23 protein-coding genes and 1 pseudogene are annotated in these 25,357 nt (G+C 67.6%); 15 read left to right on the top strand and 9 right to left on the bottom strand.

The genetic code is table 11. The features are described 5' to 3' along the window. Positions 1-79: 79 nt before the first annotated feature. From FQS62_RS13355 to FQS62_RS13345, 3 genes are read left to right on the top strand one after another with little or no spacing between them, the layout of a single operon-like run. Positions 80-1,120 (top strand): ribonucleotide-diphosphate reductase subunit beta, encoded by a 1,041-nt coding sequence (locus FQS62_RS13355; RefSeq protein ID WP_049448128.1) that lies wholly within the window; start codon positions 80-82, stop codon positions 1,118-1,120. 25 nt (positions 1,121-1,145) lie between these two features. Continuing rightward, positions 1,146-1,613 (top strand): flavodoxin, encoded by a 468-nt coding sequence (locus FQS62_RS13350; protein WP_262252373.1) that lies wholly within the window; start codon positions 1,146-1,148, stop codon positions 1,611-1,613. Then, on the top strand, positions 1,585-1,911 hold the full coding sequence (locus FQS62_RS13345) for a thioredoxin family protein (RefSeq protein WP_005409967.1): 327 nt from the start codon (positions 1,585-1,587) through the stop codon (positions 1,909-1,911). The genes FQS62_RS13350 and FQS62_RS13345 overlap by 29 nt, the downstream gene beginning before the upstream one ends. Before the next feature lie 87 nt (positions 1,912-1,998). On the opposite strand, the gene FQS62_RS13340 is transcribed toward FQS62_RS13345, so the two are convergent. Continuing rightward, positions 1,999-3,330 carry an Nramp family divalent metal transporter gene (locus FQS62_RS13340; RefSeq protein WP_208044147.1) on the bottom strand — a complete coding sequence of 444 codons (1,332 nt, stop codon included), beginning with the start codon at positions 3,328-3,330 and terminating at the stop codon, positions 1,999-2,001. Between the two features lie 117 nt (positions 3,331-3,447). On the opposite strand from FQS62_RS13340, the gene mntR reads away from it, so the two are divergent. Beyond that, positions 3,448-3,918 carry a manganese-binding transcriptional regulator MntR gene (gene mntR, locus FQS62_RS13335; protein WP_014037494.1) on the top strand — a complete coding sequence of 157 codons (471 nt, stop codon included), beginning with the start codon at positions 3,448-3,450 and terminating at the stop codon, positions 3,916-3,918. Between the two features lie 114 nt (positions 3,919-4,032). On the opposite strand, the gene FQS62_RS13330 is transcribed toward mntR, so the two are convergent. From FQS62_RS13330 to fabR, 3 genes are all read right to left on the bottom strand, one after another. Further along, a complete protein-coding gene (locus FQS62_RS13330; protein ID WP_208044146.1) occupies positions 4,033-4,581 on the bottom strand; it encodes a thioredoxin-like domain-containing protein in 549 nt (182 codons plus the stop codon). Continuing rightward, entirely contained in the window at positions 4,571-6,730 is a 2,160-nt protein-coding gene (locus FQS62_RS13325) for a TonB-dependent receptor plug domain-containing protein (RefSeq protein ID WP_208044145.1), read from the bottom strand. The genes FQS62_RS13330 and FQS62_RS13325 overlap by 11 nt, the downstream gene beginning before the upstream one ends. Positions 6,731-7,008: 278 nt before the next feature. Further along, entirely contained in the window at positions 7,009-7,665 is a 657-nt protein-coding gene (gene fabR, locus FQS62_RS13320) for an HTH-type transcriptional repressor FabR (protein WP_005416927.1), read from the bottom strand. A gap of 92 nt (positions 7,666-7,757) precedes the next feature. Between fabR and FQS62_RS13315 the strand changes: the two genes are divergently transcribed. Further along, a complete protein-coding gene (locus FQS62_RS13315; protein ID WP_208044144.1) occupies positions 7,758-8,828 on the top strand; it encodes a ferredoxin reductase in 1,071 nt (356 codons plus the stop codon). An 11-nt stretch (positions 8,829-8,839) separates the two neighbouring features. Beyond that, complete coding sequence (locus FQS62_RS13310; RefSeq protein ID WP_049448133.1) at positions 8,840-9,988, top strand: fatty acid desaturase family protein; 1,149 nt, start codon at positions 8,840-8,842, stop codon at positions 9,986-9,988. A gap of 5 nt (positions 9,989-9,993) precedes the next feature. On the opposite strand, the gene FQS62_RS13305 is transcribed toward FQS62_RS13310, so the two are convergent. The 5 genes from FQS62_RS13305 to FQS62_RS13285 form a co-directional block, all read right to left on the bottom strand. Continuing rightward, the gene (locus FQS62_RS13305; RefSeq protein ID WP_005409958.1) at positions 9,994-10,329 is read right to left on the bottom strand and encodes a tetratricopeptide repeat protein; all 336 of its coding nucleotides are present in this window, start codon (positions 10,327-10,329) and stop codon (positions 9,994-9,996) included. Next, on the bottom strand, positions 10,329-10,904 hold the full coding sequence (locus tag FQS62_RS13300; protein ID WP_049448134.1) for a flavin reductase family protein: 576 nt from the start codon (positions 10,902-10,904) through the stop codon (positions 10,329-10,331). Before FQS62_RS13300 ends, FQS62_RS13305 begins: the two co-directional genes overlap by 1 nt. Then, positions 10,901-11,530: a superoxide dismutase gene (locus tag FQS62_RS13295; RefSeq protein WP_088480808.1), complete on the bottom strand. Its 630-nt coding sequence runs from the start codon at positions 11,528-11,530 to the stop codon at positions 10,901-10,903. Before FQS62_RS13295 ends, FQS62_RS13300 begins: the two co-directional genes overlap by 4 nt. A gap of 402 nt (positions 11,531-11,932) precedes the next feature. Then, positions 11,933-13,453, bottom strand: a complete 1,521-nt coding sequence (locus tag FQS62_RS13290; RefSeq protein ID WP_208044143.1) for a thioredoxin family protein — start codon at positions 13,451-13,453, stop codon at positions 11,933-11,935. A 128-nt stretch (positions 13,454-13,581) separates the two neighbouring features. Beyond that, the gene (locus tag FQS62_RS13285; RefSeq protein ID WP_208044142.1) at positions 13,582-14,031 is read right to left on the bottom strand and encodes a GNAT family N-acetyltransferase; all 450 of its coding nucleotides are present in this window, start codon (positions 14,029-14,031) and stop codon (positions 13,582-13,584) included. Between the two features lie 66 nt (positions 14,032-14,097). On the opposite strand from FQS62_RS13285, the gene FQS62_RS13280 reads away from it, so the two are divergent. The 9 genes and pseudogenes from FQS62_RS13280 to FQS62_RS13235 all read left to right on the top strand — a co-directional run bounded on the left by FQS62_RS13280 (position 14,098) and on the right by FQS62_RS13235 (position 25,183). Then, a complete protein-coding gene (locus FQS62_RS13280; RefSeq protein ID WP_208044141.1) occupies positions 14,098-15,033 on the top strand; it encodes a TIGR03571 family LLM class oxidoreductase in 936 nt (311 codons plus the stop codon). Between the two features lie 125 nt (positions 15,034-15,158). Beyond that, positions 15,159-15,470: a DUF3817 domain-containing protein gene (locus FQS62_RS13275; RefSeq protein ID WP_049448140.1), complete on the top strand. Its 312-nt coding sequence runs from the start codon at positions 15,159-15,161 to the stop codon at positions 15,468-15,470. 153 nt (positions 15,471-15,623) lie between these two features. Further along, complete coding sequence (locus tag FQS62_RS13270; protein WP_154349237.1) at positions 15,624-16,820, top strand: MFS transporter; 1,197 nt, start codon at positions 15,624-15,626, stop codon at positions 16,818-16,820. Continuing rightward, positions 16,817-18,010: an isochorismate synthase gene (locus tag FQS62_RS13265; protein WP_208044140.1), complete on the top strand. Its 1,194-nt coding sequence runs from the start codon at positions 16,817-16,819 to the stop codon at positions 18,008-18,010. Before FQS62_RS13270 ends, FQS62_RS13265 begins: the two co-directional genes overlap by 4 nt. Next, positions 18,007-19,659 carry a (2,3-dihydroxybenzoyl)adenylate synthase gene (locus tag FQS62_RS13260; RefSeq protein ID WP_208044139.1) on the top strand — a complete coding sequence of 551 codons (1,653 nt, stop codon included), beginning with the start codon at positions 18,007-18,009 and terminating at the stop codon, positions 19,657-19,659. Before FQS62_RS13265 ends, FQS62_RS13260 begins: the two co-directional genes overlap by 4 nt. Beyond that, the gene (locus FQS62_RS13255; RefSeq protein ID WP_208044138.1) at positions 19,659-20,291 is read left to right on the top strand and encodes an isochorismatase family protein; all 633 of its coding nucleotides are present in this window, start codon (positions 19,659-19,661) and stop codon (positions 20,289-20,291) included. Before FQS62_RS13260 ends, FQS62_RS13255 begins: the two co-directional genes overlap by 1 nt. Continuing rightward, positions 20,291-20,548 carry a phosphopantetheine-binding protein gene (locus FQS62_RS13250; protein WP_046986169.1) on the top strand — a complete coding sequence of 86 codons (258 nt, stop codon included), beginning with the start codon at positions 20,291-20,293 and terminating at the stop codon, positions 20,546-20,548. The genes FQS62_RS13255 and FQS62_RS13250 overlap by 1 nt, the downstream gene beginning before the upstream one ends. Continuing rightward, positions 20,545-24,434: pseudogene (locus tag FQS62_RS13240) on the top strand (enterobactin synthase subunit F). The gene FQS62_RS13250 and the pseudogene FQS62_RS13240 overlap by 4 nt, the downstream one beginning before the upstream one ends. Continuing rightward, entirely contained in the window at positions 24,425-25,183 is a 759-nt protein-coding gene (locus tag FQS62_RS13235; RefSeq protein WP_208044136.1) for a 2,3-dihydro-2,3-dihydroxybenzoate dehydrogenase, read from the top strand. Before FQS62_RS13240 ends, FQS62_RS13235 begins: the two are co-directional and overlap by 10 nt. Positions 25,184-25,357 lie beyond the last annotated feature (174 nt).

Genomic DNA, 25,357 nt, shown 5'->3' with positions numbered 1-25,357 from the left:
TGCTCGGCTCAGGCGCAAGGCAGCCGAGCGTGGGCTCGGCTCTACAACGGCAACGCACGCAATACGAAGGCAGAAACCCATGGCAACCCCCCTCGACCGCATCAAGATCCTCGAACCGCGCCATCCCAACCGCAGCACCGGCATCATCAACGGCCGCACCAGTGGCATCCTCAACTGGAACGACATCCCGTACCCGTCGTTCTATCGGGCCTACAAGGAGCTGTCGACCAACTTCTGGATTCCCGACGAGGTCGACATGAAGCTGGACGCCCGCCAGTACGGCGAGCTCAACTCGCGCGAAAGGAACGCGTACGACTCGATCATCGGCCTGCTGGCCACGCTCGATTCACCGCAGACCCGCTTCATCTACAACGTGGCCGAGTACATCACCGATCCGGCCGCGCATGCCAATGCGGCGATCATCGGCCAGCAGGAAGTGATCCACAACGAGAGCTACAGCTACGTGCTGGCCTCGATCACCGATCTGCCAAACCAGAACCGCATCTTCGAGATCGCCCGTACCCACCCGACCATCATCAAGCGCAACGCGCCGATCATGGGGGCGTACGACGACTTCATGCGCGAGAAGACCGCCGAGACCCTGCTCAAGTCGCTGATCCAGTCCTCGATCCTTGAAGGCATCAACTTCTATTCCGGGTTCGCCTACTTCTACAACATGGTGCGGCAGAACCGCATGAACGGCACCGGCAAGATCATCAGCTTCATCAACCGCGACGAACTGGCGCATACCAAGTTCATCAGCGAGCTGATCCGCGCCATCATCGGCGAGAACCCGGAGTTGCAGACCAACGAGTTGACCGCCTACGTGCACCAATCGTTCGAACACGCGATCGAACTGGAGACGCAGTGGTCGTCGGAGGTGCTGGACGGCATCGATGGCATCGACGTGGACGAGATGGTGCGCTACGTGAAGTACCGCGCCAACAAGATGGCCGGCATGCTCGGCATCGAGCGCCTGTACAGCGACACCACCGACAACGTGATGCCGTGGATCAAGGCCTACGCTGACAACTTCACTGAAACCAAGACCGACTTCTTCGAGATGCGCAATGCAAGCTACAAGAAGACCAACGTCGACAACGGCTTCGACGATCTCTGAGCCCAGCGCCGCGCTGAGCATCCTGGTGGTGGTCGCCTCGTTGAGCGGCAACACCCGCGAACTCGGCCGGCAGATCGCCGAGCGCTGCCGCGCCGCAGGTCATGCGGTGCACTGGCAGGAGGTCGACGACCTGCGCCAGGCGCCGCCACTGGCCGCCGGCGAGGCCGATCTGGTCCTGCTGGGCAGCTGGACCGACAACGCTGGCCGCACGCCGGCGGAGATGAAGGCGTGGGTGGCCGGCATCGCCGAGCGCGGCGAGCGGCCACGGCAGCTGGCAGTGTTCGGCACCGGCGAAACGCAGTGGGGGCAGGAGTACTACTGCGGCGCCGTGCACCGGCTGATCCGCTATTTCCGCAGCGACTATCCGCCGTTGGAGATCGAACAGATGCCGCATGGCGTTCGCCATGCCGAAGCCATTGATGCTTGGATCAATACGGTCCTGGCCCATTACTGGAGCAACAGCGATGCAGATCATCGACGCCACCACGCCTGAGCAGTTCCAGCAGCTGCTGGCCGAGCACCCGCGGGTGCTGGTGGATTTTCACAAGGACCAGTGCCCGGGCTGCCGGATGCTGGAGATGTCGTTGCACCGGGTGGCCAACAGCGTGGCGGGGCAGGGCACGACCCTTCTGCGCGTGCAGCTGGAAGTGCTGGGTGAGGCGTTCTTCCGCGAGTTGGGGCTGCGGCAGACGCCGACGCTGTCGCTGTTCCGTGATGGTGACGAACGTACGCGCCTGGCCGGGTTCCAGTCGCCGCAGCAGATCGAGGCCGCAATCGCGTTGCATTTGTAGAGCCGAGCCATGCTCGGCTGCTGTTCGTGCGGTGTGCGATGAGTCGAGCATGGCTCGACTCTACACAGGCATCCATGGCATTTCGCGCTATGCGCCGCTGAAGGTATCCACCAGCAGTTTCACGTTCAACACCACGATCACCATCGCGATCACCCAGGCGATGCTGCCCAGCCAGCGCGGGGCCACCAGCGCGCCCATCGTCACCTTGTCGGTCACGATCCGCACCAGCGGGATGATGGCGAACGGCAGCTGCATCGACAGCACCACCTGGCTCAGCACCAGCAGCTTCACCGCGCCCTGGTCGCCGAAGAGCATGATCACCACCACCACTGGAATGATTGCCAGTGCGCGTGTGATCAGTCGACGCAGCCACGGCGGCAGGCGCAGGTGCAGGAAGCCTTCCATCACGATCTGCCCGGCCAGCGTCGCGGTCACCGTCGAATTCAGGCCGGAGGCCAGCAGGGCGACGGCAAACAGTGTCGCTGCGGCGCCCACGCCCAGCATCGGGGCCAGCAGCTGGTGCGCCTGCTCGATGTCTTCCACATCAAAGCGGCCGTTGGCATGGAACACCGCCGCCGCCAGGATCAGGATGCTGGCGTTGATGAACAGTGCGAGGGTCAGCGCGAGGGTACTGTCGGTCACTGCCCAGCGCAGGGCACTGCGACGGCCCTCGTCGGTACGCGGATAGGCGCGGGTCTGCACGATGGACGAATGCAGATAGAGGTTGTGCGGCATCACCGTGGCACCAATGATGCCGATGGCGATGTACAGGGCGTGCGGATCAGTTACCACCTGCGCGTGCGGAATGAATCCGCCCAGCACGTCCATCACCGGCGGTGCGGCCAGCACGATCTGCACCATGAAGCAGCCGAAGATCACCATCAGCAGCGCGATCACGAAGGCTTCCAGCGCACGGAAACCGCGGTTCATCAGCAGCAGCACCAGCAGGGTGTCCAGGGCGGTGATGACCGCGCCCCACAGCAGTGGCAGATCGAACAGCAGTTTCAGTGCGATCGCGGTGCCGATCACCTCGGCCAGGTCGCAGGCGATGATCGCCGCCTCGCACAGCGCCCACAGCGCCAGGTTCACCGGTTTCGGATACCGGGCGCGGCAGGCCTGCGCCAGGTCCATGCCGGTGGCGATGCCGAGCCGCGCCGACAGCGCCTGCAGGATGACGGCCATCAGGTTGGAAATGAGGATGACCGACAACAACAGGTAGCCGAAGCGCGAACCGCCGGCGAGGTCGGTGGCCCAGTTGCCCGGGTCCATGTAGCCGACCGAGATCATGTAGCCCGGGCCGAGGAAGGCCAGCAGGCGGAACCACCAGTGCCCCTTGTCGGGCACCGCGACCGAGGCGTTGAGCGCGCCCAGGCTGGCCGGAGTGGAGGCCGAAGGGTCGCGGGGCGCCAGGGTGTTCATGGGTCCGAATATAGCTCCTGCTATAGTCATTAGCAATGTGAAACAATCGTCTTTATCGCGTTACTGGTCCAGAATTCAGGTTCAACACCGGATTACACCGGAAGGACAGGCGCAGGCGTGGGCAAGACCGACGATTCGACATCGCTGAAAAGCACCCCCTTGATCGAGGCCGAGCGCCAGGTCGAGAGCTTCCGGCAAGTGCGCGAGGCGCACCGGATGGAGCTGGTGGAGGACTATGTCGAGCTGATCTCGGATCTGCTGGCCGACGGCGGCGAGGCCCGCCAGGTCGACATCGCGACCCGCCTGGGCGTGGCCCAGCCCACCGTGGCGAAGATGCTGCGGCGGCTGGCCCGCGATGGCTGGGTGGTGCAGCGACCGTACCGCGGCGTGTTCCTGACCCCGGAAGGCGAGGCGCTGGCGCATGCCAGCCGCCAGCGTCATCAGACCGTGGAGCGTTTCCTGCTGGCGCTCGGGGTGGATCCGGATACCGCACGGCGTGATGCCGAGGGCATCGAGCACCATGTGAGCGAGCAGACGCTGGCGTTGTTTGAAGCGTTCGTGCGCAAGGCCGAGGGCGGGGCGCCGTGACGGTAGCGCCGGGCCATGCCCGGCGGCATTTCGCGCGATCCCGATTTTTGTAGAGTCGAGCCATGCTCGACTGCTGTTCGCGCGGTGATGGAATGAGTCGAGCGTGGCTCGACTCTACAATTCGGGCGGGCAACGGGCCTGCTGCTGCGCGCACGCCCGTTTCGCCCATTCCTTCAACACCGGCTGCAGGCCTTCATAGCGCCGGCCGTGCCAACCATTGGCCAGCACCCTGCCGTCGGCATCGATCAGTACCAGATTCGGCGGTGCCAGCCCGGCCAATGCCTGCAGCGCCGGCATGCGCGCGGCGCGGCGTGGGTCCAGCACCGGCCACGGCATGTCCTGCGCGTGCATGTAGCGGCGCAGCGCGGCCTCGCTTTCATCCAGGCTGACGTACACCACTTCGGTATCGGCGCCGGCCTCGCGCAACGCGTCGCGCACGCTGCGCAGCGTGGGTACGAAGGCGTGGCACGGTGCACACCAGTCGGCACCGAAGTACAGCGCCACCAGCTTCGGCGGCGGCGTCCACTGCATCGGCCGCAGCGAACGCTGCTCCGGCCGCATCAGCGAGGCCGAGACCTGCGCGTGCAGGTCCGCAGCCATCGCCGGTGAGGCCAGCAGCACGGCACAGGCCAGCAACAGCGCTCGTAGTGGATCAGAACGCATAGCGCAGGTTGACGTACCACGAACGCGCGAAACGCGGCCCGTAGACATAGTCGCTGTCACGCAGCGCGCCCACTTCCAGGTCCTTCTGGCGCTGATCGAACACGTTCTTGACGCCTGCGGCCACCGACACTTCCTGCTGCGCCTGCGCGCCCAGATGCCGGTGCCAGCGCGCACCGAGGTCGGTGACCAGGAACGAGCGCGTGCGGTGCAACGCGCCCAGCCGGTTGTTCAGCACCGACATCGGTCCGGTATGGCGCAGCGCGACGAAGGTTTTCCAGGGCTCGGCGGGCATCCAGCTGAGCTGGGCCAGGCCAGTCCAGCGCGGGGTCTTCAGGTAGTCGCGGCTTTCGATCACGGTGTCGCCACCATCGCCGGTGTCGTCGAAGATGCGCTGCGGTTCGCGGAAGCGCGAGCGGTACCACGAGGCGCCGGCGGTCAGGCGCCACTGCGGCGAGGGTTGCCAGCCGAGGTTGGTTTCCGCGCCCAGCACGTTGGAGCCGGAGGCGTTGTAGCGCAGCTGGCTCAGTTGTCCGTCATCGCCACGCTGGATCTCGCCCAGCGCGAAGGTGTCGCGGATGCGTGCATAGGAGGCGGTGGCATCCCAGCTCCACACCGGATTGGCCGGGTCCGATCGCCAGTCGAAGCCGAACAGGGTGGTCAACGCGCGCTCCTCCTTCAGGCCTTCGGTGTTGCGCACGCGCACCTGCTCGCCGCCGAGGGTATCGACGTGCACATCCTCGACGAAGATCTCCGGTGCACGGAAGCCGGTGGCAATGCCCGCCCGCCATTTCAGGTTCGGGTTGGCCTGCCAGGCCAGCGCGATGCGCGGCGAGAACACCGCATTGTCCAGCTCCGAGCTCTTGTCCACGCGTGCGCCGAGCACCAGGTCGACGTTGTCGCGCAGGCTCCATTCGTCCTGGATGAAGGCGCCCAGGTTGTGGAAGGTCGCATCCTCCAGCACGGCAAGACGCCGGCCGTCACCGGTGCGGTTGTCGTCCCGCAGCGCCTCGTGCTTGTACTGCACGCCGAAGGCCAGCGCGTGCGCGCCCAGCCGCCAGTTCAACTGGCTGTCGATGTAGTGCAGCGGGTTGTGGGTGCGGCCGTACTGGCGCCACGAACGCGAGGCCGCGCTGCCGGCCACGTTGCGGTCCAGCTGCGAGGGGTCATAGCCGGGCGCGGACGGATCGGTGACCACGTTGCCAAGGCCGCCATAGAAACTGTCGCGATCGATGTCGGCGAAGGCGTAGGCCAGGCGGAAATCGACGTCGGCGTTGACTTCCTGATCCCACGACACGCTGCCTCGGCGGTATTTCGTATCCAGCGATTCGGCGATGTTGGCCAGATACTCGGGCTGGTCCAGGCGGTTGCCGCCGCGGCGGGTTTCATCGGTCACCTGCAGGTCCAGGCGCAGCCGCGTGCCCGGCGTGGGCGCGTACCAGGCCTGCAGCCCGCCGACCTTGAGGTTCTTGCGGGTGATCTCGGTGTAGCCATCACCGTTGTAGTCGATGCCGCTGTTCCAGTTGCGCTGGGCAATCACCGACAGGCCGGCGTCTGCTTCCTTGGCCACCAGGTCCAGCCGCACATCGGCGTTCTTCTGCGGCGTGCCTTTCAGGACATCCACGCCGGCCTGCACATGGCCACCGCTGCGCGCCGGCAGCGGCGGAACCAGGTTGATCACACCGGCAACCGCACCCGGGCCGTACAGCGCCGAGCCACCACCCTTGACCACTTCGATGCGATCGACGAACCCGGCCGGGATCTGTTCCAGACCGTACACGCTGCCCAGCGTGGACAGTAGCGGAATGCCATCGAACAACAGCTGGTTGTAGGCGCCGGGCAGGCCCAGCAGCTGTACTTCGCTGGTGTTGCAGTTCTGGCAGTTGCTCTCCACGCGCAGGCCGTTGATCAGCTCGGCTGCGCGCGAGAAGTCGGTGGCCGCGCGCAGCGCGATGTCTTCCTTGCGCAGCACTTCGGTGCGGATCGGGACATCGGACAGCAGGCGTTCGCTGCGGGTGGCAGTGCTGACCTTGACCTGCACGCGGTCCAGCTCGGTCGGTTTCGGAGTGGCGGCCAGTGCGGGCAGCGGCAGGGTCAGGGCAATGGCGGCGGCCAGGGGCAGCCGACGGATGAGGGGTGCGGCAACGGGCATGAGGGCGTCGTCCTTGGGAAAAAGAAAGGCGGCGAGGGCGACCTGGCTGACGCATATGAAAGCAGTGGCTTATCAATATAGCAAGGGCTATATAACGAAGCCGTAGTAATTACGAGTGGAGCACCGGCCAAGTCAGATCATGATAAGGTTATAACATTACACATAACGACCGCGACCCTGCCGGTGGTCATATGCGGAGGATGGAATTGCCGTGTGGGGCTGGGAGACGGGGTCAGAGCCCTTTCTTTGGAAAGGGATCCGACCCCGGGTACCGATCGTCAGCCGCGGCGGAATGCGGCGGGGGTACGGGCGCCGACGATGATCATGCGGATCATCGTGGAGATCTGTTCGACCAGTTCCGGATCCTTCTCCGGCGGCAGGTCCATGGCGGTCGCGCCCATCGCGAACACCAGCCGGGTGATGGCCTTGGCCACAAGTTCCGGGGCATGCAGTACCGCGCCATCCAGTGCGGCCAGTCGCACCAGGTCGTGCTGCAGCTCTTCCTCGAAATAGTGCAGCTCGCGTTCGACCGCGTGCTTGAAGTCGTCCGAGCCGACCGCGCCTTCGCGCAGCAGTACGTGCAGCAGCTTGTCGTCGGCGCGCAGCTGCTCCATGAAGGTCTCCACCGAGACCCGCACGACGCTGGTGGCGGTGGAGGTGGCGCGTTGGCGGGCCTCGCCGATGATGGTGCGCAGCGAGCGGCCGGCTGCATCGATCAGCGCCACGGCCAGTTCGTCCATGTCGCGGAACTGCCGGTAGAAGCTGTTCGGCGCGATGCCGGCCTCACGAGCCACTTCGCGCAGGCTGAGCGTGGACAGGCTGCGGTGCGGCCCGATCAGTTTCAGGGCGGCGGCCAGCAGATCCTCGCGGCTCACCGTACGGCGGGCCGGGCTGTTGGCATCTTCGGGCGTCGACAAGACGGTGGCGGCGGCCATGGGGGTTCCGGTGGGGCGAGGCTGAATCATACCCAATCCGGTTCAATATACACATGTATACACAGGTGTATGTGCGCCCGTATAGTTCACCCATGAACGCTGTCGTCCGTCCGTCCCTGTTCTCTCCGTACCGCTGGGTCTCGCCGTCGCTGTTCGATTTCTGGGCGGGCCAGCTCAATCCCCTGTGGACCCTGCGCGAGCCGGTGGCCCGCCTGGTCCGGCGTGAGCCGGCCGGCGAGGGCGCGGCGACCCTGGTCCTGCGCACCAACCGGCACTGGGCCGGCATGCGCGCTGGCCAGCACGTCACCCTGGGCGTCGAGATTGAAGGACGCCTGTGGCAGCGCAGCTACAGCCCCACCGCACTGGGTCGGCGTGAGCTGGCGATCACCGTCAAGGCGATCGAGGGTGGCCGGGTCAGCCAGCATCTGGTCCACCATGCGCAGCCGGGCGAACTGTGCCGCCTCGATGCCGCCTTCGGCGAATTCCATATGCCTGCCGCCGCGCCGGTCTTGCTGCTGGCTGCCGGCAGTGGCATCACGCCGATGCGCAGCCTGTTGCGCGACGCCTGCCAGCGCCCGCTGGCAGCACCGGTGGACCTGTTCTATTGGGAGCGCACCGCCGCCCACCTGCAGTTTCGTGATGAACTGCAGGCGATGGCTGCGGCGCATCCGAACCTGCGCGTGCATCTGCTGACCACCCGTGAGGGTCAGGCGCCGGCCGCGCGCATCGATACCCATGATCTGCAGGTGGCCGGTGATGACACGCCGCTGGCGCAGCGCCATGTGCTGGCCTGCGGCCCAGACGGCTTCGTTGCCGCTGCGCGCGAACGTCTGGTGCAACAGGTGGCCGGCTTCCAGGCCGAAGCCTTCACCCCGCCGGCGCCGCTGCGCGATGCCAGCAGCGAAGGTGAGGTGTCGCTGACGCTTGCGCGCAGTGGCCGCCAGCTGAGCGTGCCGCGTGGCCGCTCGCTGCTGGAAAGCCTGGAAGCCCATGGCATCAAGCCCAAGCATGGCTGCCGCATGGGCATCTGCAACAGCTGCAGCTGTGACCGCGTCAGTGGCGCCACCCGCCACCTGCGCACCGGCGACCTGCAGTCCGAATCGGCACAGCCGGTGCGGATCTGCGTGAGCGCGCCGACTACCGACCTGACCCTGGATCTCTGAGGACGCCTGCCATGACCCGCGCTACCGACCGTGCCCTGAGTACAGCCGAGATGCATGCCTTCGGTGAGGAACTCGACGCGATCCGCGACCGTGTGATCGGCAGCCTCGGCGCCTCCGATACCCGCTACATCCGCCGGGTGGCTGCCGCCGTGCGCTGGTTCGGCGTGGGTGGCCGCGGCCTGCTGTTCCTGGCGGCATTCTCGCCGCTGTTCTGGATGCCGCTGCTGTGGCCGGCCGCGATCACCGGCACGCTGCTGCTGGCGCTGTCGAAGATCCTGGAGAACATGGAGCTGGGCCACAACGTCATGCACGGCCAGTTCGACTGGACCGGCGACCCCAAACTCAATGGCAACACCTACGAGTGGGATATCGTTGCCACCGCCGACAACTGGCGCAAGACCCACAATTTCCGCCACCACACCTACACCAACGTGCGTGGCATGGACGATGACATCGGCTACGGCCTGCTGCGCATCTTCCCGGAGCAGCGCTGGAAGCCGTTCTACCTGCTGCAGCCGATCATCGCGCCGATCTTCGCGCTGCTGTTCCAGTGGGGCGTGGCCGCGCAGGACCTGCGCCTGGGCCGTTGGCTGAAGGGCCGCATCAGCGGCCGTGCGATGTGGATGCAGACCCGCCCGGTGGCGCGGAAAATGGCCCGCCAGGTGCTGAAGGACTACGTGTTCTTCCCGCTGCTGGCCGGCCCGTTCTTCCTCACCGTGATGCTGGGTAACATGGTGGCCAACGGCCTGCGCAACATCTGGACCTACGTGATCATCTTCTGCGGCCACTTCACCGCCGAGTCGGAAACCTTCCCGAAGGAATGCCTGCGCAATGAATCGCGCGGCCACTGGTACCTGCGCCAGCTGCGCGGTTCGTCCAACATCAGCGGCGGCTTCCTGATCAACGTGCTGTCGGGCAACCTCAGCCACCAGATCGAGCATCACTTCTACCCGGACCTGCCGGCCAACCGCTATGCGGCCATTGCCAAGGAAGTGAAGGACATCTGCCGCCGTTACGGCCAGCACTACAACAACGGCTCGCTGCCGCGCCAGTTCGGCCAGGTGGTCTGGCGCATCCTGCGTCACGCGTTCCCGAGCAAGCCGCGCCGCCTGCCGATGTCGGACATCATGTCCACACCGGCATCGGCCAACGCGGGCTGATCGACTCAGCCCGCCTTCGCCAGGTCCGCCTGCTCGCGGTCCAGGCGTCGCAGGAACACCTGCATTTCCTTGCGTGCCTGCTGGTCGCCCTTGCTGCCGGCCACGCTCAAGCCGCGTTGCCATGCTTCGCGCGCCGCCTGCGGCTGGCCGCTGGCCAGCCAGGCTTTGCCCAGCAGCTTCCAGGCGGCCGAGTATTGCGGATCAAGCACCACGCAACGGCCCAGATGGGTGGCCGCGCGCACCGGATTGCCGGCGTCCAGCCAGCCCTTGCCCAGGCCGAAGCGCAGCAGCGCGCCGTCCTTGCCGGCGGCAAGCATGCATTCCAGGGCTTCGATGTTCATCAGCGCACCTCCACCAGCAGCTCGGCCGGGCCGGGCTGGAAGCGGCCCCGATGGAACAGCAGCGGCGCGCCGCCGTTCTCGTGCACTTCGATGATGCGGCCGGCCAGCAGCAGGTGATCGCCCACTGGCCACTGTGCGTGGCGGGTACAGGTGAGATGGGCGACCGCACCGGCGATGCGTGGCGGGGCGTTCTCATCGTCATCCAGCAATGCCAGGCCGTCGAAGCGGTTGCGCACCTGTGGATCGGCAAAGCGCCGGGCCAGCGCCTCCTGGTCGGCCGCCAGCACGCTGATCGCAAAGCGGGTGGCGCGCTGGAAGGTGGACAGGCTCTGCGCATGCAACGCTAGGTTCCACAGCACCAGGGGCGGCTGCAATGACACCGGCACGAACGAATTGATGGTCAGGCCGATGGGTTTGCCCTGCGCATCGCGTGCGCAGACGATGGCCACGCCGGTAGGAAAGTGGCCGAGCAGCCGCCGCAGGGCACGCGGCGGCATCTCGACCGACGGCACCGGGGCGGGGGCGGGGAAGACCCCCGCCCACGGCCCGGCGTACGGCAGCGTCTCGCCGCTCATGAGGCCCGGGCCTGGCGGTAGCGCCGGCCGACCTCGGCCCAGTTGATGATGTTGAAGAAGGCGCCGATGTAGTCCGGGCGACGGTTCTGGTAGTGCAGATAGTAGGCGTGTTCCCAGACATCCAGTGCGAGGATCGGGGTGTGGCCGGACAGGCCGACGGCTGCGCCCATCAGCGGGCTGTCCTGGTTGGCGCTGCTTTCCACCTGCAGGCGGCCATCGCGATCGCTGGTCAGCCAGGCCCAGCCGCTGCCGAAGCGGGTCTGCGCAGCCTTGGTGAACGCATCCTTGAAGGCATCGAAACCGCCGAGATCGCGGTTGATGGCGGCGGCCAGTTCATCATCGGGTGCACCACCGTTGGTGCTGAGTACGGTCCAGAACAGGCTGTGGTTGGCGTGGCCACCGCCGTTGTTGCGGACCGCGCCACGCTGCGCCTCGGGCACGGCATCGAGGTTGGCGATCAGCGCCTCGACCGGCTGTGCGGCGATGCCGGCCTGCTCGATGGCGGTGTTGAGGTTGTTGACGTAAGTCTGGTGGTGCTTGCTGTGGTGGATCTCCATCGTGCGCGCATCGAAATGCGGCTCGAGGGCGTCGTAGGCATAGGGCAGCGGGGGAAGCGAGTACGACATCGAAGCAATCTCCGTGGGGAAGGCCAGAAGGCTGGCCGTGGGGAGATTGTTATCGCACCTCAACATTGGTTGAGGTCAAGGGGCGGGATTGAAATGCGTGCGCGTTCGTCGCTTTGATTCCTTCCATCAATCTCTGCAGGACTGCTCCCTGCGGCGGCGCGGAGAGGGAGTCAAAGGCAAGAGCAGGAGCGGCATGGTAGTGCCGGCCGCTGGCCGGCAGACAGGCAAGGTCGGGTTGCCGGCCAGCGGCCGGCACTACCAGAACCCGCTTTTCGAACCTCACCGGCGCGCTGATGTGTTGCCCGTGGGTTTACGGCGTGTCCCGGCCAGCCCCTTCCCCCGCCACAACCGATATCAACAAAAGCGTCGGCAGGCAAACCCGCCGCCAGCGCCTTCATCAACTCAACTCAACCAATCCTTGCACGCACCATCCACCTGGTCGCCGCACGCCTGCTGCATCCGCTGCTGCAGCCGCGCCAGTGTCTCCGCACCCTGATGCTTGCCGCTCCATGTCTTCAACTGCCCGGCCAGGCGCTCGAAGCGCTGACGGGTGCGCTGGTGGTAGCCCGAAGGCTGTGCTTCCAGTTCGGCGATCAGCGAGGCGGTGGCCTGCTCGATGCGTGGTGCGTCGTCCGGCGCCAGCTTCAGCAGGCCCTCTACGTACAGCACGCCCCACTGCACGCGGGTGGCCGGACCCTGCGCACCGTCGTAGGCACGCTTCAACCACTCCAGCGCCCCGGCGGTATCGCCGCGTTGCTCGGCCAGTTCGGCCAGCTCGGGCATGTAGTAGTACGGCTGTTCGCTGCGCTTCAGCTCGGCCAGCAACAGCGCCTCGGCACCGGCGTCGTCGCCAACCTCGCGCAGGGCATGGACAGCGCTGCTGATCGTAGCCTGGCGCGCATGCGCATCGGTGGCGGCGGCATCGGCAGCGGCCACGCGCTGCTTGACCCGATCAACCAGCGGCGCGGGCAGTGCACCCTCCGGCTGCTGCTGACGGGCCAGCGACACTTCGGTCAGCGCGCGCGACAACGCGTCGTCGGCGCGGTCGCCGCGCTCGGCGTCTGCCCGCTCCAGTGCGACCAGCAGCTGCTGTCCCAGCGTGTTGCTGGTGGCCGGCCCGGCACTGGCCTGCTTGACCAGCTGCACGCCTGCATAGCCGAGCAACTCGCGGTTGCGGCGTACTTCCGCCGGTTGCGCCAGCACTGCCTGCAGCAGCTCGCGTACTTCGGTGGGTGAGGCATCGGGCTTTTCGGCCGTCGCCAAGGCAAGCAGAGCGAAGCGGCGCTGCAGGGCGGCATCCGGTGCCGCCTTGGACAGCTGGCGCAGCACGTCCTGGCTCCTGCGCTCGCCGGCCAGGCGGTTGGCGTCCACTTCCCAGCCGTAGTCGCCCAGCACCTGCCAGTCTTCGGCAGCCAGCTTGCCCGGCGTCGCCAGCGCTGTGGCCAGGGTGGCGGCAACGGCACTGCGGCGGCCTGCGGCGACGGTCAGTGCCCGGGTCAGTTCGGCGGCGTCGTTGCCGCCGGCCACGCGGGTGATTTCGTTGCGCTGTGGGTCCAATACGATCAGGGTCGGATAGCCGCGTACGCCGAAGCGCTCGCCCCAGGCCTGCGCCCCTTCCTCGTCGCCATCCAGATAGACAGGAACGAATTTGCTGGTCAGCGCGATGAAGGCCGGATCCTTGAACAAGCCTGCTTTGAGCTGGTTGCACGGCGGGCACCAGACGGCACCCCAGTACAGCAGCACCGGCTTGCCGCTGTCGGCGGCCTCGGCGAAGGCATCGTCGACATCGCCCTGGCGCCAGGCGATTGCCTTGGCCGGCGCGGGCGCCTCGGCGGAGTTGGCGGTGGAAACCGGGGCCGGGGTGCAGGCGCTCAGCGCCGAAGCCAGCAGCAACACGGAAAGCGCGACGCGCATCGGCAGCATCTCGAAGGGCAGGGTGACAGGCCATTGTAGGAACCGCCGGGGAGCCCGCTGATTCAGTTTGCTTATGACGGGCGTGCCGCAGGGCATGACGCCCGCCGGGCATTGCCGGGCATGCCCGGCGGATGCCTTCAGGCCGCTGCCCGCACCATCTGTTGATACACCAGCCCATTGAACTCGCCGACGTCGCCGTCCAGCACGAAGCCATAGCGCAGGTAGGTCGGTACTGCATTGAGCGAGGCGCGCACGGTCAGGACCGGCGCGCGCACCTGTGGAAGCGCCGCCTCAAACAAAGCATGGCCGATGCCCTGGCCCTGGCAGGCGGGATCGACGAACAACATCGCAAGGTGCCGACCCTCCTTCAGTTCGATCACGCCGACGACGCGGCCGTCCTGCTCGGCCACCAGGATGTGGTTGTCGCCGTGCAGGCGCGCGCCGAACGCTTCGGCTGCGGCGACACTGCCGAAGGTGGCGATGCCGGCCGCGCTGAGCGAAGGCGCGACCGCGGCAGTGAACGCAGCCAGGCACACCGCACTGATCGCGGGCGGGTCATCGACATGGGCAGGGCGGATCATCGGCATGCAGTGTTCTTCCGGTAGTGGGCGGCGCGTCATCGTTGCCGCAGGCCTGCACGCTAAGCTGCGGGCATGAGTGATTTCAATCCTGCTTACGCTGCCTTGTTTCCGCAACAGGGCCTGAGCCTGGGCCTGATGACGCCTGTCGCCGCGCATGGACTGGCCGATCAGCATGAGGCGCGGCGCATTGCGCGACTGGCCGATGATCTGGGCTTTGCCGCATTGTGGACGCGTGATGTACCACTGATGGTGCCGCAGGGTCCGGACGCGACAGCAAGCGCGCTGGATGACCCGTTTCTGTGGCTGGGCATGCTGGCTGCCGCGACCGGACGCATCGTGGTCGGCAGCGCGGCCATCGTGCTGCCATTGCGGCAGCCGCTGCAGGTGGCGAAGTCGGCCTTGAGCCTGGACCGGATCAGCGGCGGACGCTTCGTGCTGGGCCTGGGTTCGGGCGACCGCCCGGAAGAATTCGCCGCCTTCGGTGAGGATCTGGAGGGCAGGGCGGCGACGTTCCGTGAGCGCTGGACGTTGCTGCGCGCGGCGTTGTCACCGGAGGCCTATGAGCGGAGCGCCGTACTACAGGCCACGGGTGGCTTCGACGTGCTGCCGGCGCCGGCAGCGCGCATTCCGATGCTGGTGGTGGGTACCGCGCGGCAGAGCCTGCAGTGGATCGCGCGCGAGGCCGAAGGCTGGGCCACCTATCACCGCGAGGAGGCCGCGCAGGAAGGACGCATCGGCCTGTGGCAGCAGGCGCTGGCGCAGCGCGGCGGACCAGGCAAGCCGTTCGTGCAGTCGATGCTGCTGGATCTGCAGGCGGATCCGCAGGCGCCAGCCGAGCCGCTGCCGCTGGGCCTGAAGGTTGGCCGCGATGGCCTGCGTGACTACCTGCTGCGCGTGCATGCGCAGGGCGTGGCGCATGTGATGTTCAACCTGGTCGACAACGGGCGACCGATGGACGCGGTGCTGCGCGAGATCGGTGAGCAGGTTCTGCCGTACATGCTCCGGTAGGTGTCCACCTGGGCGGACACGTTCCAGCAGTCGAGCACGGCCCGACTCTACATGAGGTTCGCATCTGCGTATCATTCGCATTTGATACCCCGATGCCGGAGCCCCGCGTGACCCAACCTTCCCCCATGCACCCGACCGGACGTCTGTTCGCCGCGGTCGCTTTCATCGAGGCTGTGACCTGGGCCGGGCTGCTCATCGGCATGTGGATGAAGTACGGCCCAATGGCCAGCGTGGCGCTGGTGAAGCTGTTCGGGCCGCTGCACGGCGTGGCCTTCCTGGTCTATGTGGCAGTCACCCTGTTTGCGGCGGTGCGCCTGCGCTGGCCGTGGTGGGCCAGCGCCCTGGCGCTGCTGGCGGCGATCCCGCCGCTGGTGACGCTGCCGCTGGAGTGGTGGTTCAAGCGCCGTGGCCTGCTGGGCCTGCGTGCGATGCGCTGAACCCGCTGTTGCATGCCCATTCAAGAGAATGGGTATCAAATGCAAATACGAGCCGTTATCATTTAAGGGTGGTGTCTGGTCCTGAGCGGGGCCGGTGCCGGGTGGGGCGCGCAGGTGCGCCCGCCCATCCTTTCCTGTTACGGCTGGTGTTCCATGCATGCACGTCCCGTCGTCCCCGGCTTGCCGGCGCTGGTGTTGGCTGCCCTGATCGGCACCATGGCGATGATGTCCTTCGTCGCTGTGATCGGCCCGGTGGTCCGCATGCTCGGCCTGTCCGAGTGGCATGCCGGCCTGTCGGTCACTGCCGCAGGCGTGTTGTGGATGCTGGCCGCGCGCCCCTGGGGCCAGCTCAGCGACCGCATCGGCCGCAAGCGCGTGCTGATGCTGGCGATGAGTGCCTACACCGTGGTCTATATCGCGCTGGCGGTGTTCATCGACATTGCCTTGCAGGCGGTGCCGCCGGTACTGGTGTCAGTGCTGGTGCTGGTCGGCGCGCGTGGCCTGATCGGCCTGTTCTATGCGGCGGTGCCTCCTACCGCAGCCGCGCTCATCGCCGACAAGGCACCGACCGGCCAACGTGCGAAATTCCTCGCCCGCCTGGGCAGCGCCAACGCGCTGGGCATGGTGCTCGGCCCGGCCGCCGCGGGCTGGCTGGCCTATACCAACCTGTCGCTGGCGCTGTACGTGGCCGCGCTGCTGCCGTTGCTGGCACTGGCGTTGCTGGCCTGGCGGCTGCCGGCGACACCCCCGGCGGCTGCTGGCAACGCACAGCGCCGCACGCCGATGAGCCGCCTCGACGCGCGCTTGCGCCTGCCGCAGCTGGCAGCGTTCATCGCGATGGTCTCGGTGACCATCGCGCAGGTCACGGTTGGCTTCTTCGCGATTGATCGCCTGGGCCTGGATGCGGCTGCGGGCGCGCGCATGGCCGGCATTGCACTCACAGCGGTCGGCGTCGGCCTGATCCTGGCGCAGGCGCTGGTGATGAAGCTGGAGGTACATCCACGCCGCTGGATCGTCCTTGGCGCCCTGATTTCCGGCATTGGCTTTGCCTCGGTGGCAGGCGTGCAGCAGGCCTGGCAGCTACCGGCGGCGTATGCGCTGGCCGCGTTTGGCATGGGCTTCGTATTCCCCTCGTTCCAGGCGCTGGCCGCCGATGCGGTGGAGGCGCACGAGCAGGGCGCCGCCGCCGGCACCGTCGCTGCCGCGCAGGGGCTGGGCATGGTGGCCGGGCCGATGCTCGGCACGCTGTTGTATCGCGGCGGGCCAAGCCTGCCTTACCTGCTGGTCGGCGCGCTGCTGCTGTTTCTGTGCGCGCTGGCCGCAGCGCATCGGATGAAGGAGACCCCATGAACGATTCCCTGATGCAGGGCGCGTGGCCGGAGGCTGCGCCAGCGCCGCAGGAGAGCACCGACGACGCGTCGCTGTTCCTGTTGCAGCATGCGGGCCAGCACGTGCACGCACGCGGCTGTCGCGCCACGCTGCCGGCCGGTGCGCTGGCGACCTTGGCAGAGCGCGTTGCGGCGTTCTTTGCCCAGCAGCGTGGCGGCCCGGGCCTGCTGGTGGGGGCGGTGCCGTTCGAACCGCGTGCGGACGACGCGTTGTACCAGCCCGAGCGCCTGCTGCCGGCGCTGGCACTGCAGCCGCAGGCCGCACCGCCGCTGGACGGTTCCCTGAAGGCCGAGCCTGCGCCGCAGGACTATGCGTCAGCGGTTGCCGCGGCGGTGCAGGTACTGCGCGCGCCCGAACTGAACCTCCAGAAGGTGGTGCTGGCGCGCAGCCTGCTGGCGCGCACCCGCCAGGCGCTGTTCCCGGACGTGCTGCTGGCACGTCTGGGCGCGGATCCGTCGGTGGCGACCTACGCGGTGCCGTTGCCGGCGGAGCCAGGGCAGGCGCCAGCATGGCTGGTGGGGGCAACCCCGGAACTGCTGCTGCGCAAGCGCGGCGCCGAGCTGTTGTCGCATCCGCTGGCCGGTTCCGCGCGGCGCAGCGCCGATGTCGCCGAGGACGAGCGTGCGGCGCAGGCGCTGCTGGCCTCGACCAAGGACCACGACGAGCACCGCCACGTGGTCGAAGCCATCGTCGAGGGGCTGGCACCGTACTGCAGCCACATCGATGCGCAGCCGCGGCCGGTGCTGCATGCCACCGCCAGCATGTGGCATCTGGGCACCCGCATCCACGCCACCCTGAAGGATCCGCAGACGTCTGCCGCCGAACTGCTGGCACAGTTGCACCCCACGCCGGCGGTCTGCGGTACGCCACGGTTGGCGGCGCTGCAGCGCATCCGCGAACTGGAACCGGTGCCGCGTGGCTTCTATGCCGGCGCCGTGGGCTGGTTGGACGCTCAGGGTGACGGCGACTGGTACGTGGCGATCCGCTGCGCGCGCCTGCAGGGCACGCAGCTGCGCCTGTATGCCGGTGCCGGCATCGTCGCCGAGTCGCAACCCGAGGCCGAGGTGGCCGAAACCGCAGCGAAGTTCGCTGCCTTGTTGAACGCGCTGGGTGTCCATGAATCCGCGCCCGCCATCGAGCCTGCCGCATGAGTACCTCCACTGACTTTTCCCGCCTGCCACTGCAGCAGGTGTGGCCGGATGACCTGATGGCGCGCTATCGCGAGGCCGGTCATTGGCGTGGCGAGACCTTCCCGGCGTTCCTGCGCGAGCGGGCGGAACGCTATGCCGACGACATCGCGGTGGTCGCCGGTGATGTCCGTCTGAGTTACGCGCAGCTGTGGCACGAGGCGGGACGCATCGGCGCGGGCCTGCTGGCGCTCGGCCTGCAGCCGGGCGAACGGGTGCTGGTGCAGCTGGGCAACACGGCAGGCTTCATCACCACGGTCTGCGGCCTGTTCCGCGCCGGGCTGGTGCCGGTGTATGCGTTGCCGGCGCACCGCATCACCGAGCTGGTCCACTTCGCCAACAAGGCTGAAGCAAGTGCCTACATCACCACCACACTGCATGAGGGCTTCGATCATCGCGGGTTGGCAAGGGCGCTGCAGGCCAAAGTGCCGGCGGTTCGCCATGTGGTGATCGACGGCGATGCGGCGGAGTTCATCGCGCTGGAGGCACTGCAGGGCGATCGCAGCCAGCTGCCGGCCGATCCGGACCCGCAGTCGGTGGCGTTCCTGCAGATTTCCGGAGGCAGCACCGGGCTGTCCAAGCTGATTCCGCGTACCCACGACGACTACATCTACTCGTTCCGCGCCAGCAATGACCTCTGCGGCATCGACCGCGACAGCGTCTATCTGGTCGCGCTGCCGGCCGCGCACAATTTCCCGATGAGTTCGCCGGGCTTCTTCGGCGCACTGTATGCCGGCGCCCGCGTGGTGCTCAGTCCCGGCCCCGGTCCGGACGCGGCCTTCCCGCTGATCGCCCGCGAGCAGGTGACCTGCTGTGGGCTGGTGCCGCCGCTGGCGTTGCTGTGGGCGCAGGCGGCTGCCACCAACAAGCATGACCTGTCCAGCCTGCAGGTACTGCAGGTAGGCGGCGCCAAACTGGTGCCGGAGGCGGCGCGGCGCGTAATCGACGGCCTGGGCTGCACACTGCAGCAGGTGTTCGGCATGGCCGAAGGCCTGGTCAACTACACCCGGCTGGATGATCCGGAGGAACTGATCGTGGCCTGCCAGGGCCGGCCGATCAGTCCGGACGATGAAGTGCGCGTGGTCGATGACCATGACCAGCCGGTGGCCGAAGGCGAGGTGGGGCATCTGCTCACCCGTGGCCCGTACACCATCCGCGGCTACCACAACGATGCGGTGGCCAATGCGCGTTCGTTCACCGACGATGGCTTCTATCGCACCGGCGACCGCGTGCAGCAGCTGCCCGGAGGCTACCTGGTGGTGCAGGGCCGCGCCGGTGACCACATCAACCGTGCCGGCGAAAAGATCTCCGCCGAGGAGATCGAAGACCACTTGCTGGCACATCCGGGCGTGTTCGATGCCGCCGTGGTCTCCATTCCCGATGAGTACCTGGGCGAGCGCAGCTGCGCCTTCGTGATTCCGCAGGGCGAGCCGTTCAAGGCGCCGGCGCTGAAGTCCTGGATGCGCGGGCGCGGCCTGGCGGCGTTCAAGGTGCCCGATCAGGTCGTGTTCGTCGACAGTTTCGATACCACCGCGGTCGGCAAGATCAGCCGCCGCGAACTGCGCGCGCAGTTGCGTGCGCGTCATCTGCAACAGACAGGAGGAACGCGCTGATGGCGCTGCCCCGTATCACCGATTACCCCTTGCCGACCGCCGCTGAACTCCCGCAGGCGCGTGGCCCGTGGCGCCCGCAGCGCGATCGTGTCGCGCTGCTGGTGCACGACATGCAGCGTTACTTCCTGGCCGCGTTCGACGCCGGCAACGCACCGCTGCGGCCGGCCGTGGACAACATCGCACGCCTGCTGGCGCATTGCCGCGCGCACGGTATTCCGGTGTTCTACACCGCCCAGCATGGCGACCAGGACCGCCGTGATCGTGGCCTGCAGGCCGACCTGTGGGGGCCGGGCATGCACCGTAGCGCCGACCATGAACCGATCATCGAGGCGCTGGCACCGCAGCCGGGCGAGCACGTGCTGGTCAAGCACCGCTACAGCGCGTTCCAGCGCAGCAACCTGGAGACGCTGATGCGGGTGCGTGGCCGCGACCAGTTGCTGGTGACCGGCGTGTACGCCCATATCGGCTGCACCGCGACCGTGGTCGAAGCGTTCCAGCGTGATATCGAGGCCTTCATCGCCGCCGATGCGGTGGCGGATTTCTCGCGTGCCGATCACGATCAGGCGCTGCACTGGATCGCGCGCACCAGCGGGGTGCCGATGACCACCGACCAGCTGCTGGAGGTGCTGTGATGGCTGCCACGGGTGAGGTGCTGGATCTGGAGCGGATGCGTGCCGACGTTGCGCGCGTTCTGGAATGTACGCCGGCCGAGATCGGTGACGACGACAACCTGATCGATCTGGATCTGGACTCGATGCGCATGCTCGGCCTGGTCCTGGCCTGGGGCAACACCGGCCTGCCGCTGGAGTTCTCGCAGTTGGCCGAACATACCACGCTGCGCCAGTGGTGGAACGTTGTGCAGACGCTGCAGGCCGCGCAGAACGCATGAACGCCGTCGCGCTGGCCACGCCGGTGGCATTGACCGAGGCCCAGGCCGGACTGTGGTTCGCACAGCGGTTGGCACCGGACAACCCGTCATTCAATACCGCGCATGCGGTGTGGATCGACGGCCCGCTGGACGTGGCCGCGTTCGTTGCAGCGGCAGACCAGGCTGCGGGCGAGGCGCAGGCCTTCGCGCTGCGCTTTGCCGAAGGGGCCGATGGCCAGCCGCTGCAGTGGCATGACCCGGCACACGTGCCGCTGCTTTCGGTGCGTGATGTTTCCGCCGCGGCGGATCCCTCCGCTGCCGCACGCAGCCTGATGCACGCTGACCGGATGAGCCCGGTCGACCCCACCCGCGACCGGATCAGCCAGCAGGTGCTGCTTGAGCTGGGCGGGGAGCGCTGGGTCTGGTACCTGCGCGTGCATCATCTGGCGGCCGATGGCTATGGCATGGCGCTGTTCACCGATCGCGTCTGCGCGTTGTACGCCGGCCGCATGGGTGAGCCACTGCCGGGGCTGGCGGGCGTGCTGGCCGATGATGCCGCTTATCGTGCCGACCCGGGCCGCACGCAGGCCGGGCAATGGTGGCGCGAGCACATGCAGGGAGCACCGGCAGGCGTGGGTCTGGCCGGCACGCTCGCGGCCAGTGACGACGCGCTGCGCTGGGTGCAGCCGCTCGATGCGGCCTTCCGCGAGCAGCTGCTGCAGGCCTCGGCACGTTGGCTGCAGCCATGGCCGGATGTGCTGGCCGCGTTGTCGGCCGAGTACCTGCGGCGGATGAGCGCGGCCGATGAAGTGGTGCTGGGCGTGCCCTACATGGGGCGGCTCGGCAACGCGTCAGCGCGGGTGCCGGCGATGGTGATGAACGTGTTGCCGCTTCGCGTGGCGGCCGGCGAGGGCAGCGTCGAGGCCTTTACCCGTGGGCTAGGCCGCAGCTCAGCCAGGGCCGCAAGCACGGCCGCTACCGCGGCGAGCAGCTGCGCCGGGACCTGGGCCTGGTCGGCACGCAGCAGCGCCTGTACGGCCCGCTGGTGAATGTACAGCCGTTCTACAAGCCGTTGGCGCTGAGCGGCGTGCAGGCCACGCTGGAGGTGCTGTGCACCGGGCCGGTGGATGACCTGACGCTGGGCTTCCGTGGCGACGGCCAGAGTCTGCTGGATCTGGAGATCGAGGCCAATCCCGCGCTGTACAGTCGCGAGGATGTCGAGGCGCATGCGGCGCGGTTGCTGCATTTCGTGTCCGCGGCAGTGCAGGCTGACGATATCGCAGCCGTGCCTCTGGCGACGCCCGTGGAGGCGCAGCAGGTGCTGCATGGTTTCAATGCCACCGCGCACGCGCTGCCGGAGACGACCCTGGTCGAGCTGCTGCAGCAGGGCATGGATCGGGACCCGCACGCGCCGGCGCTGGTGTTCGGCGACGCTGCTTTGGATTACGCAACGCTGGAAGCGCGCAGTTTCGCGCTGGCGGCACAGCTGCGGGCGATGGATGTCGGCCCGGGCAGCGTGGTGGCGGTGGCATTGCCGCGCTCGCTGGAGCTGGTGATCGGGCTGGTTGCGGTGCTGCGCGCAGGCGCGGCCTATCTTCCGCTGGACCTTGCCCATCCCGATGAGCGGCTGGCGCGTATCCTCGCCTCGGCACAGCCTGTGTGCGTACTGGCTGCTTCCGAGGTTTCGGCGCGCATGGCTGGCGTAGCGGTGCTCGCGCCGGAACAGTGGACCGCGCTGAGCTTCGCCGCGCCGTGGGCGGATCCTTCGCCCAGCGATGCAGCCTATGCGATCTACACCTCCGGTTCGACCGGCGAGCCCAAGGGCGTGGTCATCGAACACCGTGCCATCGTCAACCGCCTGCTGTGGATGCGCGAGCACTACGGCATCCGTGCCGACGACCGCGTGCTGCAGAAGACCCCGGCCACCTTCGATGTCTCGGTCTGGGAGTTCTTCCTGCCGCTGCTGTGCGGGGCCACCCTGGTGGTCGCCGGGCCGGAAGCGCACCGCGATCCCACTGAACTGGCGCGCTTGATCCGTGGGCATGGCATCACCACGGCGCATTTCGTGCCGTCGATGCTCGATGCCTTCCTCGCTGCGCCGGCCTCGGCGGGGCTGCAGCTGCGCCGGGTGTTCACCAGCGGTGAGGCGCTGGACGCTTCATTGCGCGACCGTTTCCACACACGCGTGCACGCAGAGCTGCACAACCTGTACGGCCCGACCGAGGCGGCGGTGGATGTCAGCTACTGGCCGGCGTCGGCGCAGGATCGCTCGCGACCGGTGCCGATCGGGTTCCCGGTCTGGAACACCCGCCTGTACGTGCTGAACGCCCGGATGCAGCCGGTGCCGGTCGGTGTGGCCGGTGACCTGTACCTGGGCGGGGTGCAGCTGGCACGCGGCTATCTCGGTCGCGACGATCTGACTGCCGAACGCTTCATCGCGGATCCGTTCCGGGCGGGCGAGCGCATCTACCGCACCGGCGACGTGGCCCGTTGGCGGCGCGATGGTGCGGTGGACTACCTCGGCCGCAGCGACCACCAGGTGAAACTGCGCGGCCTGCGCATCGAGCTGGGCGAGATCGAGGCGGCACTGCGCGAACTGCCGGGCATGGAGCGGGTGGAAGTGCTGCTGCGCCAGGATGCCCCGGGAGACGCCCGGCTGGTGGCCTATGTGCCAACCGCGCTTGCCGACGCCGTGACGCTGCGCAGCCACCTGGCCGCGCGGGTGCCGGACTACATGGTGCCCTCGGCGTTTGTCGGCGTGGACCACTGGCCGGTAACCGCCAACGGCAAGCTCGATCGCAACGCGTTGCCGAAGCCACCGCAACTTGAAGTCGTCGGCTTGGCGCCGCGCACGCCGTTGGAACAGGAACTCGCGTTGCTGTTCGCACAGGCGCTTGGGCGTGAGGCGCCGGTGGCGGTGGATGCGGACTTCTTCAGTCTCGGCGGTGACTCGCTGTCGGCAGTGCACCTGCTGCTGGCGATCGAGCAGCGCTGGCGCCGCGATCTGGGTCTGGGTGTCTTGTTTGCCCAGCCCACCGTGGCCGCGCTGGCGGTTCGTATTGCCGAACCGCCCGTGCTGGCCGATCACGGACTGGGGCCGGTGATCACATTGGCCGAGCCCGGCGCCGCCGGTCCTTCGCCGCTGTTCGTGCTGCATCCGGCCGGGGGCATCGCCTGGAACTACCGCACCCTGGCCCGGGCACTGCAGCCGGCACGCCCGGTGTACGGCCTGCAGTCGCCGGCACTGGACGCGCGGCAGCCGCTGCCGAGCAGCATCGAGGCGATGGCCAACGACTACGTACAGCGCGTGGTCGCATTGCAGCCGAAGGGGCCGGTGCATCTGCTGGGCTGGTCGGTGGGTGGCATCCTCGCCCAGGCGATGGCGGTGCGCCTGCATGCGATCGGCCGCGACGTCGGCGAGCTGGTGCTGCTGGACGCTTATCCCAGCGAGTGCTGGCGGGCCGAGCCGGAACCCGATGCCATTGCCGCATTGCGGGCACTGCTGGCGATTGCCGGTCATGACCCGGATGCGCATCCGGAACTGGACAGTCGCGAACGCATTCTGGCGTTCCTGCGACGTGGCGGCAGTGCACTCGGCAGCCTGCCGGATGTGGTGCTCGATGGCGTGGTGCGCGCGGTGACCGGCACCAATCGACTGATCCGCGAACATATTCACCAATCGTTCGACGGCACGCTGGTGCACGTCCGTGCGGGCCGGGATCATCAGACGCGGCCGCAGCTGCAGTCGGCGTTGTGGCGGACCCACGCGCGCAAGGTGCAGGCGCTGGAACTGCCGTTCCTGCACGCCGAACTGACCGGCCGCGATGCGGTGGCGCAGCTGGCACCGTGGTTGTCGGCGCGACTGCGCCAATGGGACGAGCAACAGGAGATCGCAGCATGCAGTTGACCGGTTTTGAAGGCCGCGTGGCGTTGGTGACCGGTGCTTCCGGCGGCATCGGAGAGTCGCTGGTACGGCTGTTGGCCGAGGCCGGCTGCACGGTGGTGGCGACTGATCGCGAGGCACCCATGGTCGTGGAGGCACGTGTGCAGGCATTTGCTCTTGATGTGACCGACAGTGCGGCTGTGGACGCGCTGGTGGACCGGGTAGAGTCCAGCGTCGGGCCGATCGCGCTGGCCGCCAGCGTCGCCGGGGTGCTGCATGTGGGTGGCGTGACCAATACCACCGATGACGACTGGCGTCGGGTGTTCGCGGTCAATGCCGACGGTGTATTCCATGTTGGGCGCGCGCTGGCGCGGGTGATGTCCGCGCGCCGGCAGGGCGCGATCGTTACCGTCAGCTCGAACGCTGCCGGCGTGCCGCGGCATGGCATGGCCGCCTACGCGGCATCCAAGGCCGCCGCCACGATGTTCACGCGCTGCCTCGGGCTGGAACTGGCGCCGCTGGGCATCCGCTGCAACATTGTCGCCCCGGGTTCAACGTTGACCCCGATGCAGACCGGTATGTGGCAGGACGAGCACGGTGCCGAGCGCGTGATCGCCGGCAGCCTGGAGACCTACAAGGCCGGCATTCCGCTGCGCAAGCTGGCCACGCCGGAAGACATCGCCCATTCGGTGATGTTCCTGCTGTCCGAGCAGGCCGGGCACGTGGCAATGAGTGATCTGTACGTGGACGGGGGCGCGACCCTGCGTGCCTGAGCTTTGTAGAGTCGAGCCATGCTCGACTGCTTTGCGGCATGAGTCGAGCATGGCTCGACTCTACAGGGTGTATCGGGTTGATCCGATAGCGCCGGGCCACGCCCGGCGACGTCTCAGGGCAGGGTCAGGCGGTACACGAGCACGCGGTTGTCGTTGTCGTACGGGATGTCGCAG

Origin of the sequence: Stenotrophomonas sp. SBJS02 (assembly GCF_020428325.2) — a bacterium.
Lineage (GTDB): Bacteria > Pseudomonadota > Gammaproteobacteria > Xanthomonadales > Xanthomonadaceae > Stenotrophomonas > Stenotrophomonas africana.
This window is presented reverse-complemented; position numbering and strand designations above follow the sequence as displayed.